Source organism: Microbacterium binotii, from assembly GCF_021398715.1.
Classification (GTDB): Bacteria; Actinomycetota; Actinomycetes; order Actinomycetales; family Microbacteriaceae; genus Microbacterium; species Microbacterium binotii_A.
Genome location: NZ_CP090347.1, coordinates 2,858,085 through 2,872,326, shown reverse-complemented (window position 1 = coordinate 2,872,326; position 14,242 = coordinate 2,858,085). Strand labels below are relative to the sequence as shown.

The 14,242-nt window shown below is 69.2% G+C and carries 11 protein-coding genes; 2 read left to right on the top strand and 9 right to left on the bottom strand.

What is annotated here, in order from left to right; all coding sequences use genetic code 11:
* Nucleotides 1-3: 3 nt before the first annotated feature.
* The 3 genes from LXM64_RS13930 to LXM64_RS13920 are packed head-to-tail and all read right to left on the bottom strand — an operon-like array spanning nucleotide 4 to nucleotide 3,790.
* Nucleotides 4-891: a carbohydrate ABC transporter permease gene (locus tag LXM64_RS13930; protein WP_234073721.1), complete on the bottom strand. Its 888-nt coding sequence runs from the start codon at nucleotides 889-891 to the stop codon at nucleotides 4-6.
* On the bottom strand, nucleotides 888-1,787 hold the full coding sequence (locus LXM64_RS13925; protein ID WP_234073720.1) for a carbohydrate ABC transporter permease: 900 nt from the start codon (nucleotides 1,785-1,787) through the stop codon (nucleotides 888-890). The genes LXM64_RS13930 and LXM64_RS13925 overlap by 4 nt, the downstream gene beginning before the upstream one ends.
* Nucleotides 1,784-3,790, bottom strand: a complete 2,007-nt coding sequence (locus LXM64_RS13920; protein WP_234073719.1) for a beta-galactosidase — start codon at nucleotides 3,788-3,790, stop codon at nucleotides 1,784-1,786. The genes LXM64_RS13925 and LXM64_RS13920 overlap by 4 nt, the downstream gene beginning before the upstream one ends.
* A gap of 139 nt (nucleotides 3,791-3,929) precedes the next feature.
* On the opposite strand from LXM64_RS13920, the gene LXM64_RS13915 reads away from it, so the two are divergent.
* The gene (locus LXM64_RS13915; RefSeq protein WP_234075489.1) at nucleotides 3,930-4,946 is read left to right on the top strand and encodes a LacI family DNA-binding transcriptional regulator; all 1,017 of its coding nucleotides are present in this window, start codon (nucleotides 3,930-3,932) and stop codon (nucleotides 4,944-4,946) included.
* Between the two features lie 534 nt (nucleotides 4,947-5,480).
* On the opposite strand, the gene galE is transcribed toward LXM64_RS13915, so the two are convergent.
* The 6 genes from galE to LXM64_RS13885 form a co-directional block, all read right to left on the bottom strand.
* Entirely contained in the window at nucleotides 5,481-6,455 is a 975-nt protein-coding gene (galE, locus tag LXM64_RS13910) for a UDP-glucose 4-epimerase GalE (RefSeq protein ID WP_234073718.1), read from the bottom strand.
* Nucleotides 6,456-6,482: 27 nt separating this feature from the next.
* Nucleotides 6,483-8,228 (bottom strand): glycoside hydrolase family 35 protein, encoded by a 1,746-nt coding sequence (locus LXM64_RS13905; protein ID WP_234073717.1) that lies wholly within the window; start codon nucleotides 8,226-8,228, stop codon nucleotides 6,483-6,485.
* A gap of 17 nt (nucleotides 8,229-8,245) precedes the next feature.
* A complete protein-coding gene (locus LXM64_RS13900) occupies nucleotides 8,246-9,763 on the bottom strand; it encodes an alpha-N-arabinofuranosidase (protein ID WP_234073716.1) in 1,518 nt (505 codons plus the stop codon).
* A 75-nt stretch (nucleotides 9,764-9,838) separates the two neighbouring features.
* Complete coding sequence (locus LXM64_RS13895; RefSeq protein WP_234073715.1) at nucleotides 9,839-11,188, bottom strand: ABC transporter substrate-binding protein; 1,350 nt, start codon at nucleotides 11,186-11,188, stop codon at nucleotides 9,839-9,841.
* A gap of 87 nt (nucleotides 11,189-11,275) precedes the next feature.
* Nucleotides 11,276-12,154, bottom strand: coding sequence for a carbohydrate ABC transporter permease (locus LXM64_RS13890; RefSeq protein WP_192900654.1), 879 nt, complete (start codon nucleotides 12,152-12,154; stop codon nucleotides 11,276-11,278).
* Entirely contained in the window at nucleotides 12,151-13,071 is a 921-nt protein-coding gene (locus tag LXM64_RS13885; protein ID WP_234073714.1) for a carbohydrate ABC transporter permease, read from the bottom strand. Before LXM64_RS13885 ends, LXM64_RS13890 begins: the two co-directional genes overlap by 4 nt.
* A 120-nt stretch (nucleotides 13,072-13,191) precedes the next feature.
* Here LXM64_RS13885 and LXM64_RS13880 point away from each other — a divergent pair, with 120 nt between their 5' ends.
* Complete coding sequence (locus LXM64_RS13880; protein ID WP_234073713.1) at nucleotides 13,192-14,235, top strand: LacI family DNA-binding transcriptional regulator; 1,044 nt, start codon at nucleotides 13,192-13,194, stop codon at nucleotides 14,233-14,235.
* Nucleotides 14,236-14,242 lie beyond the last annotated feature (7 nt).

Here is a 14,242-nt window from a genome sequence, read left to right as displayed (position 1 = left end):
GGTTCACTTGATGGCGCCCGCTCCCAGGCCGCCGCGCCAGAAGCGCTGCAGCAGCAGGAACGTGACGATCAGGGGGATCACCGACAGCAGAGCGCCGATGAGGACGAGCCCGCGCAGTTCGGGCAGCTGATTCAGCTGGTTGTTCCACCCGAACAGGCCGTAGACCACCGGGAAGAGCTCTTCACTTCGCAGCATGATCAGCGGCAGGAAGAAGTTGTTCCAGATGGCGACGAACTGGAAGAGGAACATCGTCACGAGCGCCGGCGTCATCAGTCGCATGCTCACGGTGAAGAAGGTGCGGATCTCACCCGAGCCGTCCAGGCGCGCGGCCTCCAGCAGCTCGTCGGGCACGGAGGATGCGGCGAAGATGCGCGCGAGGTAGACGCCGAACGGGCTCACGAGCGAGGGGAGGAACACCGCCCAGAACGTGTTCGTCAGCTGCACCTGGCTGAAGATCAGGAACAGCGGCAGAGCGAGGGCCGTGGCGGGCACGAGCACACCGCCGAGCACGACGTTGAAGAGGAACTCGCGCCCCGGGAAGCGGTACTTCGCGAGGGCGTAGCCCGCCATCGCCGCCAGCAGCGTCGCGATCGCACCGCCGAGGCCGGCGTACAGCAGCGAGTTGCCGAGCCAGCGCAGGTAGATGCCGTCGCGGTAGGCGAACAGGTCGCCGATGTTCGCGAACAGCCGGAAGTCGGCGAACCACAGCGGGTTCGTCGTGAGGATGTCGCCGGTGTCCTTGCTGGACGCGACCAGCAGCCACCACAGCGGCAGCAGGAAGTAGACCGTGAACACGGCCATGATGAGCATCGCCGAACCGCGCGAGACCAGGGGCTCGCGCACGCGACGGGTGGCGCCGGTGCCCCGGCGGGTGGCGACGGTGGCGCTCATGCGTTGCCCTTCCGCTGCATGTACTTCATGAATCCGAACGAGAGCACGAACGTGGTCACGGCCAGCACGACCGAGAACGCGGCCGCGAGGTTCGGGTTGGGGATGGATGCGGTCGCGTAGACCGTCATGTTCGGGGTGTAGGTGCTGGTCACCGCCGAGCTGAAGGAGCGGAACACCTGCGGCTCCGCCAGTAGTTGCAGCGTGCCGATGATCGAGAAGATGGCGGTCATCACGATCGCCGGCCGCACGAGGGGGATCTTGATCGACCAGGCGATGCGGAACTGCCCCGCCCCGTCCAAGCGCGCCGCCTCGTAGATCTCCGTCGGGATGGAGAGCAGCGACGAGTAGATGATCAGCATGTTGTAGCCGACGTAGACCCAGGTCACGACGTTCGCGATCGACCACAGCACGAGGTCGGCGCCGAGGAAGTCGACGTTCTTCGTCAGGGCCGTGAACGGCGACAGGTTTGGCGAGAACAGCGAGCCCCACATGATGGCGGCGATGACACCGGGTACCGCGTACGGCACGAAGAAGGCGAGGCGGAAGAAGCGCTTGCCCTTGACCAGCGGCGAGTCCAGCAGCAGCGCAAACAGCAGTGCGAGGCCGAGCATGACGGGCACCTGCACGACGCCGAACAGCAGCATCCGCCCGACCGAGCCCCAGAACGCCTCGTTCTGGAAGACGAGCACATACTGCGCGAACCCGCCGAAGACCTGCTCGGCCTTGCCGAAGGTACCCTCGCGGCGCACGACGAGTGTCGACTGCACGATCGCGAAGAGGATCGGCGCGACGTAGAACAGGGTGAACAGGATGCCGAACGGCACCAGCAGGAACGCGATCGCCGCCTTGTGCGGCACCCGCGTCCGGCGCCGCGCGGGCGCGTGGGTGATGGTCACAGGGACTCCTCGATGATCCGGACGGCGCCGGCGGCCACGACCGCGGTGCCGTCGACCGGCTGGTCGGTGAGCAGGTCGCGGCCGCGGGCGTCGACGGCGACCTCGTTCTCCGAGTGGTTGATGACGAACAGATACGAGCCCTGCTCGCCCCGCCGGCGCACGACCTCGACGCCGGGGATGCGCGAGGCGTCGGGCTCGAGCCCGGCCTCCGCCGCCATCCGCGAGACGATCCCGGCGTAGGAGGACGCGTCCGGCTGGGTGGCGAGGTACCACGCGGAGCCCGTGCCGACGGTGCGACGGGTGACGGCGGGCATGCCGCCCGCGGGGCCGTCGACGAACGTGTCGAGGACCTCGGCGTCGAACGCCCGCATCCGTTCGGTCCAGACGCGCCCGACGGCACCGGATCCGAGGCGCACCGTGTGTCCGGGCTCGAGCGGGGCGAACTCCTCCGCGCCGACCCCGAGCAGGTCACGGAACGCGCCGGGGTAGCCGCCCAGACGCACGGCGTCTCGCTCGTCGACGGTGCCGCTGAAGAAGGTGACGAGCACCGCGGCGCCGGATGCGGCCCGATCGGCGATGACGGCCGCATCCGCATCCCGCACGAGGTGCAGGGCCGGGACGACGACGAGCGCGTGGTCATCGAGAGATGCTCCGGGGCGGACGATGTCGACGGTGAGGCCCGCCGCGGTGAGCGCAGCGTGTGCCGCGTGGACCTGCTCGAGGTAGGCGAGCGCCTCGCTCGGGCGCCCCTCTCCTTCCGCGGCCCACCAGCTCTCCCAGCTGAAGAGGAGGGCGGCCTGCGCGTGCACCCGCGTACCCGCGACCGGGGCGAGCGCGCGCAGTGTGCGGCCGAGCTCGAGCACACGCTGCCAGGCCGCGGTGTCGGTGCCGGCGTGCGGGACGAGCGCGGAGTGGTACTTCTCCGCCCCCTGGGCCGAGGCGCGCCACTGGAAGAAGCAGATGCCGTCGGCGCCGCGCGCGACGTGGGTGACCACGTTGCGCAGGAGTTCGCCGTCGCTCTTCGCGAGGTTGTACGGCTGCCAGTTGACCGCTCCGGTCGAGGTCTCCATGAGCAGCCACGGGGCACCCTGGGCGAGCCCACGGGTCAGATCCGCTGCGAACGACAGCTCCGCGCGGGGGAGCGGGAGGCGGTTGTCGAGGTAGTGGTCGTTGGCGATGACGTCCATCTCGCCCGCCCACGACCAGTAGTCGAGGTTGCGGATGTGAGCCGTCACCATGAAGTTCGTCGTCACGGGGACCGCGCTCGCCGCGCGGAGGATCGTCGCCTCCGCGCGATACAGGCCGAGCTGCTCGTCGGAGCTGAAGCGGTGGAAGTCGAGTACCTGGCCGGGGTTGCGCAGCGACAGGGCGCGGCGCGGGGGCAACACGTCGTCCCAGGTGCCGTAGCGCTGGCTCCAGAACGCGGTGCCCCAGGCGTCGTTGAGCGCCTCGATCGTCTCGTAGCGGCGCTGCAGCCAGCCGCGGAAGGCCTCGGCGCTCGCATCGCAGTAGCACAGCGCGTTGTGGCAGCCGAGCTCGTTCGACACGTGCCACAGGGCGACCGCCGGGTGGCTCGCGTAGCGCTCGGCGACCCGGGTGACGACCTCGGCGGCGTAGGAACGGAAGACGGGGGAGCTGGGACAGTAGGCCTGACGCCCGCCCGGCCAGGCGCGCACGCCGTCCTCAGAGACCGGCAGGATCTCGGGATGGATGCGGCTCAGCCACGGCGGCGGCGACGCGGTGCCGGTGCCGAGGTTCACGCGGATGCCGTGGGCGTGCAGCAGCTCGATGATGTCGTCGAGGGCGGTGAAGTCCCACTCGCCCGGAGCGGGGTTGATGTCCGACCAGCCGAAGACGTTGATGGCCACGAGGCTGACGCCGGCCTCGTTCATCAGGCGGACGTCCTCTTCCCACACCGACCGGTCCCACTGTTCGGGGTTGTAGTCGCTGCCGAAGACGATGCCGTCTGCGGCGAGGGTGGCGAGATGGGCGGCGTCGGGCATCCCGTGGCGCTCCTTTGCGTAGCTGTGAACGTGCACACATTTGCGTGCGAAGAGTCTCCGAAGAGAATCTGTGAACGTGCACAGATTGTCACGGTTCGCCGCATCCGTCAAGCGCAGCAGCGCCGATAGGCTGGCGCCCATGGCCGCATCCCCATCCGGACCCCGCCGCTCCACGGTGCACGACGTGGCGCGCGCCGCCGGGGTGTCGCGGGGCACGGTCAGCCGCGTGCTCAACGGCGGGTACGTGTCGGAACAGGCGCGCGAGGCGATCCACCGCGCCATCAGCGAGGTCGGTTATGTGCCCAACACCGCGGCGCGCAACCTCGTGCGCCAGCGCACGCAGGCGGTCGGGTTCATCGTGCACGAGCCGCACTCGCTGTTCCTCGAGGATCCCAACATCGGCGGAATCATGCTGGGTGCCAACACGACGCTGTCGCAGGCGGACTACCAGATGGTGTGCGTCGTCGTGGACACCGCGCGCGACACCGACCGGGTCGCCCGGTACCTCTCGGGCGGTTTCGTCGACGGCGCCGTCATCGTCTCCGCCCGGCATCAGGATCCCATCTCCGATGTGGTGGAGCGCCTTCGGCTGCCCGTCGCCTTCGTCGGCCACCCGCCCGGGATCAGCGGCGCCTGGGTGGGCATCGACAACCGCGGCGCGGCCGAGGCGGTCGTCACCCGACTCCGTGAGACGGGGCGCCGCCGGATCGGCATGATCGCAGCCGCCCTCGACCGCGACTCGGGCAGCGACCGTCTCGCGGGGTTCCGCGCAGCGCTGGGCGACGCGTTCGACCCCTCGCTGGTGGAGCCCGTCGACCTGTACGCCTTCGCCGACGGTGCGGCCGGCATGGCGCGGCTGCTCGAGCGTGCCCCCGACCTCGACGGCGTGTTCGCCGCATCCGATGCCGTCGCTGCCGGCGCCATGCAGGCGTTGCGCGCGGCCGGGAGGCGAGTCCCCGAGGACGTCGGGGTGGTGGGCTTCGACGACAGTGCGTGGGCGACCCGCACCTCGCCGCAGCTGTCCACGGTGCACCAGCCCGCCGAGGGGCTGGGCGCTGCGGCGGCCGCAGCCGTGCTTGCACAGCTGGACGGCGATCAGAGCGTGCGCACCGGCATCCTCCTCGACGCCCCCGTGGTCTGGCGCGACTCCGCCTGACGCGCGGGTTCTGCGGGCCTGCCGTGCCCGAACTCCTGCAGATCCGGCCGGTGGTGTGTGGATGCGGGAGCGCGGGGCGGGTTGTGCAGGAGTCCGGGCGCCCCCGTTCGGCCGGCCGGTGGCGGGACGGGTGGTCGAGACGCCGGATCGGCGGACTCCGGCTGGGCCGTGCCGGCCGGGGGCCTGTGCCGGCCGCGCTGGTGGTGTGGGCCTGCCGTGCCCGAACTCCTGCAGATCGGGCCGGTGGCGTGCGGATGCGGGAGCGCGGGGCGGGTTGTGCAGGAGTTGGGGCGCCCCAGTTCGGCCGCCAGCTCGGCCGGACGGTGGTGCGGGCCGCGGAGCGGTGCAAGCCGATGCCGTGTCCGAACTCCTGCAGATCGGGCCGGTGGCGTGCGGATGGGGGGGCGGGGCGGATTGTGCAGGAGTTCGGGCACACCGGGTGCCCTACACCGGCCGCGCCCCGAAACCGAAAGCGGGCGCCCGCGGCCGCGATCCGGAGGGATGCGGCGGCGAACGCCCGCTCAGGAACGCAGGTCAGGCCCGGCGGCGGGCCTCCCAGCCCGAACGCACCATCTCGTCGACCGAGTACCGGTTCGCCCACTCGAGGTCGCGTGCGGCGAGCTCGCCCGTGGCGACGATGCGGTCGGGATCGCCCGCGCGGCGCGGTCCGACGACGGGCGTGAAGTCGATGCCGGTGACCCGTGCCATCGCGTCCATGATCTGGCGCACCGACAGGCCGTTCTGCGACCCGAGGTTGTACGCGGCCTCGAGCGGCTCACCCGCGGCGAGACGGCGGGCGGCGACGGCGTGAGCGGCGGCGATGTCGGCGACGTGCACGTAGTCGCGCACGTTCGTGCCGTCTTCCGTGTCGTAGTCGTCGCCGTTGATCTGCGGGGTCTCGCCCGCGATCAGCTTCTCGAACACGATCGGGAAGAGGTTGTGCGGGCTGGTGTCGTAGACGTCGGGGTCGCCCGAGCCGACGACGTTGAAGTACCGCAGCGAGGTGTGTCGCAGCGGTGCATCCTCGTCGGCCGTCGCTACAGCCTGGTCGCGGATGAGCCACTCGCCGATCAGCTTCGACTCGCCGTACGGGGAGGCCGGGCGCTTCGGCAGGTCCTCGACGACCAGCGGAACGTCGGGGGTGCCGTAGACGGCGGCGCTGGAGGAGAACACGAGCTTGTCGACGCCGGCCGCCGCCATCGCGGCGAGCACGACGCGCGTGCCCTCGACGTTCTGCTCGTACGTGTGCAGCGGACGCTTCACCGAGACGCCGGCGTACTTGTACCCGGCGACGTGGATGACGCCGGTCACCTCGTACTGGCGCAGGGTCTGCTCCACGAGATCGCGCTGCAGGATCGAGCCGCGGACGAACGGGACGCCCTCGGGCACGAAGGCGGCGTGACCGCTGGAGAGGTCGTCGAGCACGACGGGGGTCAAGCCCGCCGCGGTGAGCGCGCGCACCACGTGCGCACCGATGTATCCGGCGCCGCCGGTCACAAGCCAGGTCATGTCATCCATCCTGCCCGAGTCGGCCGCTCACTCTTCACGGTGGCCGAGGTCGGGCTCGGCCACGAACGCCGCCACGGCCTTCGCCACCTGCTCGAGCTCGAGCACCACGATCTCGTTCTCGCCTGTGCGGGTCGCCGGCGCCGGCACGTAGAGCGTGCGCTGCGGACCGTTGGCCCAATAGCGACCGAGGAAGAAGCCGTTCACGAACGCGAAGCCCTTGCCCCAGGAGGCGGTGTCCAGGTACAGGTCGGCGGGGGCGTCGAGAGTGAACGCACCGCGCAGCGCCGTGCGCCCGGCGATGGATCCGGATGCGGCGGCGCCGATCCCCGCGGCGATGCGCTCCACGTCGACGAGCGTGCCCGTCCACCCGGTCAGTGCACTGCCGCCGAGGGTCACCGGCGCGATGAGCCCCTTGGTCTCGCCGAGGCGGTGGTCGTAGTTGACGCGGCCCTGGTCCTCCACGAGCACGGTGAGGTGCGCGCCGCGGGGGATCGTCAGCGTCCGCTCGTGCAGTGCCCGCGAGAGCCGTCCGACGGTGACGCCGTCGACCGACACCCAGGCGAGGTCGCGCACCTCGGCGAACGCGAGCACGGCCGCGTCGTCGTCTCCGAAGGCCGCCGCGGGAAGCTCGACGTCGTAACGGACGAGCGGTCCGAGCTGTCCGAGGTCCTCGAACGTGCAGGGCTCGGTGCTGGTGGGCCCGGCGGATGCGGGGAGCCAGTCGCCGGCCGCGGTGAGCGCGACGGACAGCTCGGGCGCCGCCGGACGCGAGGGCGCCGTCTCGGCCGGGACGTCGGTGTACTTGGCGAGCACCTCGCGGAACGCGTGGAACTTCTCGGTCGCGTAGCCGGACTCGTCCAGCGGCGCGTCGTAGTCGTACGAGGTGACGATCGGCGCGTAGCGGCCCTTGTCGTTGGCCCCGTTCGTCGTGCCGAAGTTGGTGCCGCCGTGCAGCATGTAGATGTTCACCGATGCGCCCGCGGCCAGCAGCGCGTCGAGTTCGGCGGCGGATGCGGCGGCGCTGGTGGTGTGGTGCACCCCGCCCCACCAGTCGAACCAGCCGTCCCAGAACTCGGAGCACATGAGCGGGCCCGTCGTCTGGTGTTCGCGCAGGGTCGCCAGGCGCTCGGTGGCGCGCGAGCCGAACGAGCCGGTGAGGTGCAGCTCCGGGAGACTGCCGTTGGTGAGCATCCACGGCTCGGGCTGGTCGACGGTGGTCAGCGGCACCGTGATGCCCGCCTCGCGGGTCAGGTCGGTGAGGATGCGCAGGTACTCCTTGTCGGAGCCGTAGGCGCCGTACTCGTTCTCGATCTGCACGAGCACGACGTTGCCGCCGCGGTCGATCTGGCGCGGCACGACGATCTCGTACACCCGCCGCAGGTACTCGCTGACGGCCTCGATGTACTGCGGCTCCGAGCGGCGCAGACCGATGCCCGGCGTCCTGGTGAGCCAGACGGGAAGTCCGCCGTTGTGCCACTCGGCGCAGATGTACGGGCCCGGGCGCACGATCGCGTGCATGCCCTCGGCGGCGACGAGGTCGAGGAAGCGTCCGAGGTCGTTCCATCCGGTCGCGTCCCACTGCCCGCGCACCGGCTCGTGGGCGTTCCACGCGACGTAGGTCTCGATCGTGTTCAGGCCCATCAGACGCGCCTTGCGGATGCGGTCGGCCCAGTGGTCGGGGTGGATGCGGAAGTAGTGGAGCGCGCCGGAGAGGATGCGGTGCGGCTCGCCGTCCAGCAGGAAGTCGGACTCGCCGACGGTGAAGGTGCTCACGGTGTCTTTCGTTTCGATCAGCGGGCTGCGCGCAGCGTGATGCGCGCCCAGGACAGCGGGGGGAGGGTGAGACGCACGCGGGTGCCGTCGACGACCGCGGTGAGGGATGCGGGTGCGACGGGTTGCGCCTCGGCGGAGTTGACGGTGTGGCGGTCGCCGCCTTCGGGCACGGTGACCACGAGCGCGTCGGCTGCGGCGATCTCGCGATCGAGGTCGATCACGACCTCGGTGGCCTCGTCCAGCTCGCGGTGGGCCGCGAAGACGACGATCTCGTCGCCGTTCACGGTGGCCACCGCATCCACGGCCGCGACGGCGCCGTGCTTGGCCGTGTCGATCGATGCGCTCTCGATGGTCGGGACGATCACTGTGCCGTGTGCCGCGGCCGCCGTCAGCTGGAACGGGAAGAAGGTCGTCTGCCGCCAGGCGGGACCGCCAGGCTCAGTGCGGATGGGGGCGATGACATTCACGAGCTGGGCGAGGTTGGCCATCGAGACCCGGTCCGCGTGGCGCAGCAGGGTGATGAGCAGAGAACCCACGACGACCGCGTCCGTGACGGTGTAGTCGTCCTCGATGAGGTGCGGGGCGATCGGCCAGTCGCCGGTGAAGACGCGCGGCTTGTCGACCTCGTTCCAGCGCGTCTGGTTCCAGACGTTCCATTCGTCGACGCTGATGCCGATCTCGCGGGTCGAGCCGGTCTCGGCGCGCACCTCGTCGATGATGGTCGCGACGTCGTCGAGATAGCGGCTCAGGGCGGCGCCCGAGGCGAGGAAGCTGGCCGGGTCGCCCGGCGTCTCCTCGTAGTAGGCGTGCACGGAGATGTGGTCGATGAGTTCCGCGGTGTGGCGCAGCACGGTGCGCTCCCACTCGCCGAAGGTCGGCATCTCGTGGTTGGAGCTGCCGGCGGCGACCAGCTCGATGTCGGGGTCGATGAAGCGCATGAGGCGCGCGCTCTCGGCGGCGAGGCGGCCGTACTCGTCGGCCGTCTTGTGGCCGATCTGCCACGGTCCGTCCATCTCGTTGCCGAGGCACCACAGGCGGATGTCGAAGGGCTCGTCGCGGCCGTTCGCGCGCCGGCGCTCGCTGAGGGCGGTGCCGCCGGGGTGGTTCGTGTACTCGAGCAGGTCGGCGGCCTCGGCGACGCCGCGCGTACCGAGGTTCACCGCCTCCATGAGCTCGAGGCCGGCGGACTCGGCCCAGTCGGCGAACTCGTGCAGGCCGACCTGATTGGTCTCGGTGGAGTGCCATGCCGCATCCAGGCGCACGGGACGCTCCTCGCGGGGGCCGACGCCGTCCTCCCAGCGGTAGCCCGACACGAAGTTGCCGCCCGGATAGCGCACGACGGTCGCACCGAGCTCGCGCACGAGCTCGAGCACGTCGGCGCGGAAGCCGTTCGCGTCGGCGGTGGGATGCGCGCTCTCGTGGATGCCGTCGTACACGCAGCGGCCCATGTGCTCGACGAAGGTGCCGAAGACGCGGCGGGGGACGGCAGGGCCGTCGGCGTTCGTCGCGACGGCGATGCGGGTGGCGGAGGTCATGATCGCTTTCCGGTCGGGGATGCGGCAAGGGGCGGGTCGGATCGGCAAGCGATGCGACCCACCCCTCGTCGGTGATTACTTGTTGACGCTGAAGCCCTGCTCGTTGCCGTAGCTGACGAGCTGGTCCTGCCAGGTCATGAGGCCCTCGTTGAGGTCGCTCTTGTTTGCGTAGGACTGGCCGACGGTGTCGCTGAAGATGCTGTTCGCGTAGACCTGGAAGGGCAGGTACTGCCATCCCTTGCGAACGTCGGATGCGGCCTGCACGAGCACCTGGTTGATCTGCTGTCCGCCGAAGTAGTCGCTCTCGGCGTTCAGGAAGGCGTCCGACTGCAGGTCGGCCGTGGTGGAGGGGAATCCGCCCGACTTCGCGAAGATGTCGATGCTCTCCTGGTCGTTGTTCAGCCACTTGAGGAAGGCCGCGGCCAGCGCCGGGTTCTTGCTCTGCTTGGTGACCGCCTGGCCGCCGCCGCCGTTCTCGGCCGACACCGGGGTGCCGTCGTAGGTCGGCATGGGCGCGACACGCCAGTTGCCCGCGGCACTGGGCACCGAGGACTCGAGGTTTCCGGGCATCCAGGCGCCGATGATCAGCGTGGCGATCGAGCCGTCACCGAGGCCCTTGAACCACTCGTCGCTCCAGCTGGAGGCGTCCGAGAGCAGGTTCTGGTCGACGAGCTGGTTCCAGGTGTTCGCCCACAGCTGCGAGCCCTCATCGTTGAGGTCGATCGTCACGTTCGTGCCATCGACCTTGAACGGCTGCCCGCCGGCCTGCCAGATCATCGAGGTCGCGAAGCCGGCGTCGCCGGTGTCGTTCGTGATCTTCTTGGTCGGGTCGGCCGCGGTGAGCTTCTTCGCGGTCTCGATGTACTCGTCCCAGGTGGTGGGAACGGTCAGGCCGTACTGGTCGAAGACGGCCTTGTTGTAGAACATGGCCATGGGGCCGGAGTCCTGCGGCAGACCGTAGATCTTGCCGTCGAAGTCGACCGAGCCCCACGTCGAGGCGGTGTAGTCGTTCTCGAGGTCGCCGAAGCCGTACGACGAGAGGTCGAGCAGGCCGTCGGTGAGGGCGAACTGCGGCATGGCGTAGTACTCGATCTGCACGACGTCGGGGGCGCCGGAGCCGGCCTTGATCGCGTTCTGCAGCTTGGTGTACTCGTCCTTGTTGGTGCCGGCGTTGACGACGTTCACCTTGACGTTCGGGTACTTCTTCATGAACGCGGCCGCCTGGTCCTCGGCGGAGGGCGTCCACGACCAGTACGTGATCTCGCCGCCGGCCTCGAGGGCCTTGTCGAGGTCGTCGGCGCTTCCGCCGCCGGAGGCTGCACCGCCGCCGCCGGCGCAGGCAGCCAGCGCGATGCCCGCGATGGTGGTCATGGCCACGACGGATGCGGCGCGACGCAGCACCGAACCCTTGCGCATGTGTGACATGGGACTTTCCTTCACTTCGTTGTTGTGGATGCCGGAGCAGGACGCGCCGGTGGTGAGGGGGAATCGGGTGTCAGACAGTGCCCCTCGTCACTGCTTGACGCTTCCGGCGCTCAGCCCCGACTGCCAGAACCGCTGCAGCATGAGGAAAGCGACGACGATGGGGATGATGGACAGGAGCGAGCCCGTGATCACCAGGTTGTAGATCGGCTCGGCGGCGGCACCCGTCGCCTGCGCGTTCCACTGGTTCAGACCGACCGTGAGCGGATACCAGGCGGGGTCGCTCAGCATGATCAGGGGCAGGAAGTAGTTGTTCCAGGTCGCGACGACCGTGAAGAGCACGACCGTGACGATGCCGGGGGTGAGCAGCTTCACCGAGATCGTGAAGAAGGTGCGGAACTCGCCCGCGCCGTCCATGCGGGCCGCCTCCAGCAGCTCGGTGGGCACCGCGTCGCTGGCGAAGACCCACATGAGGTAGAGGCCGAACGGGCTGATGAGCGAGGGGATGATGATCGACCACGGGGTGTTGGTGAGCCCCATCTGGCTGAACATGAGGAAGGTGGGCACGGCGAGGGCGGTGCCGGGCACGGCGACCGCGCCGATGACGACCGCGAAGACCGCCTTGCGGCCGCGGAAGTTGTACTTCGCCAGGCCGTATCCGGCGAGGGTCGCGAGCAGCGTCGCGCCGCCGGCGCCGACCACGACGTAGAGCAGGGTGTTGCCCAGCCACCGCAGGAAGATCCCATCACGGTAGGTGAAGGTCTCCACGATGTTGTCCCACAGGTGGAAGCCGTTCCCGAACCACAGGCCGAAGGTCGTGAACAGGTCGCCCTGTTCCTTCGTCGCGTTGATCAGCAGCCAGAACAGCGGCAGCAACGTGTAGAGGATGAACAGGCTCATCACGATGGTGAGGATGAGCGACTTCCGCCGCATGAACGGCGAGGTACGGGCGAAGGCGGGGGCGGTCATCGCATCTCCTGACGGGATCCGCGCAGCTGCACGACGTAGGCGACGATCGCGGTGATGAGGCCCATGATGATCGCGACGGTGGCGGCGTAGTTGTACTGCTGGCCGGCGAACGACAGGTTGTACGCGTACATGTTGGGCGTGTAGAACGTCGTGATCGTGTTGGGGGCCAGAGGCTTGAGGATGTTCGGCTCGTTGAAGAGCTGGAAGCTGCCGATGATCGAGAAGATCGTGGCGATGACGATCGAGCCGCGCAGCGCCGGCAGCTTGATCGAGAAGATCGTGCGCCAGGTTCCGGCGCCGTCGAGGGATGCGGCCTCGTACAGCTCTCCGGGGATGGTCTTGAGCGACGAGTAGAAGATCAGCATGTTGTACCCGACGAACTGCCAGGTGACGATGTTGCCGATCGAGACCATCATCCATTCGGGCACGAAGGGCGTGATGATCTGGGCGCCGAACAGGTCGTTGATGTTGCCGGCGAGACCGAACTGGTCGCCGTAGATATAGCCCCACATGAGGACCGCGACGACGGCCGGTACCGCGTAGGGCAGGAAGATCACGATCCGGTAGAAGCCGGAGGCGTGCAGTCGAGCACTGTCGATCGCCAGGGCCGCGGCGAGCGCCAGCACGAGCATGATCGGAACCTGGATGATCAGGAACAGCAGCACGCGCAGGAAGCCGTCCCACAGCTTGGTGTCGGTGAACGCGGTGAAGTAGTTGTCGAGTCCGACGAACGCGTTGCCACCCACGATCTGCTCGCGGAAGAAGCTGAGGTACAGCGAGTAGACGAGCGGTGCCAGGAACACGAGTGCGAACACGATCGCGAAGGGGGCGACGAACAACCAGCCCTTCTGGTCGACCGCGAAACGCCGCCGCTTGGGTGTGCGGAGCGCGGGTGGGGGAGCCGCTGTGGTCGTCATCGTCCGATGCCTCTTCTGTGAACGCAATGCTCCGCAGAATTCGGGTTCCGCGGTATGTTGACGTAAACATAACTCCGCTCTCGCTAACATGTCAACGTCAACATCGAGGAGGATTCGGGCATGAGCCACGTCACGGCAGCAACACCGGGCGAACCTCGTGCGCGCCGACGCGAGACCTCGATGGCGGACGTCGCCGCTCTCGCCGGTGTCTCCGGGCAGACCGTGTCACGTGTCGCGAACGGGCGCGCCAATGTCGACCCCGACACCCGCGCCCGCGTCCTGGCCGCCATGGACGAGCTGGGCTATCGGCCCAACAGCGCCGCGCGGGCGCTGCGCTCGGGCAAGTTCCGCTCCATCGGCGTGATCATGTTCTCGCTCTCCAGCTACGGCAACACCCGGACCCTGGATGCGGTCGCCTCCGTCGCCGCATCCGCCGGATACTCGCTGACGCTCATCACCGTCGAGACGGCATCGCAGTCCGATGTCTCCGGCGCCTTCGTGCGGTTGCGCGAGCATGCCGTGGACGGCGTCATCATCCTCATCGAGTCCCACCGTCTCGACGAGTCGGAGATCGCGCTGCCCACGGGACTGCCGGTCGTGGTCCTCGACTCGCACGCGGCCTACGCCTACCCGGTCGTCGACAACGATCAGGCGCAGGGCGCTCGCCTGGCCACCGAGCACCTGCTGGATCTCGGGCACGAGACCGTGTGGCACGTATCGGGTCCGCTCGAGTCGTACGCGGCCGAGCGCCGGCGTGACGCCTGGCGCGAGACCCTCGAGCGCCGGGGAGCGCCCGTGCCCGGAGTCGAAGTCGGTGACTGGACGGCCGATTCGGGCTACGAGATCGGTACGCGGCTCGCGCAGGACGCCTCGGTCACCGCGGTGTTCGTCTCCAACGACCAGATGGCCCTCGGGCTCGTGCGCGCTCTGCACGAGGCCGGTCGTGCGGTCCCCGACGACGTCAGCGTCGTGGGCTTCGACGACATGCCGGACTCGGCCAACTACTGGCCTCCTCTCACGACCGTGCGGCAGCACTTCGACCGCCTCGGCTCCGGTGCCATCCGGGCGCTGCTCGCCGAGATCGAGGGCGAGAGCGTGGACGACCGCACGCTCGTGCCGACCGAACTCGTCGTGCGCGCGAGCTCGGGCCCCCGCATCCGCTGATCCCGCG

Bases quoted from the DNA above. Each gene is read 5' to 3' on its own strand.
- LXM64_RS13930 (WP_234073721.1), bottom strand. From the start codon at position 891: ATGAGCGCCACCGTCGCCACCCGCCGGGGCACCGGCGCCACCCGTCGC.
- LXM64_RS13920 (WP_234073719.1), bottom strand. From the start codon at position 3,790: ATGCCCGACGCCGCCCATCTCGCCACCCTCGCCGCAGACGGCATCGTC.
- LXM64_RS13915 (WP_234075489.1), top strand. From the start codon at position 3,930: ATGGCCGCATCCCCATCCGGACCCCGCCGCTCCACGGTGCACGACGTG.
- galE (WP_234073718.1), bottom strand. From the start codon at position 6,455: ATGACCTGGCTTGTGACCGGCGGCGCCGGATACATCGGTGCGCACGTG.
- LXM64_RS13900 (WP_234073716.1), bottom strand. From the start codon at position 9,763: ATGACCTCCGCCACCCGCATCGCCGTCGCGACGAACGCCGACGGCCCT.
- LXM64_RS13895 (WP_234073715.1), bottom strand. From the start codon at position 11,188: ATGTCACACATGCGCAAGGGTTCGGTGCTGCGTCGCGCCGCATCCGTC.
- LXM64_RS13890 (WP_192900654.1), bottom strand. From the start codon at position 12,154: ATGACCGCCCCCGCCTTCGCCCGTACCTCGCCGTTCATGCGGCGGAAG.
- LXM64_RS13885 (WP_234073714.1), bottom strand. From the start codon at position 13,071: ATGACGACCACAGCGGCTCCCCCACCCGCGCTCCGCACACCCAAGCGG.
- LXM64_RS13880 (WP_234073713.1), top strand. From the start codon at position 13,192: ATGAGCCACGTCACGGCAGCAACACCGGGCGAACCTCGTGCGCGCCGA.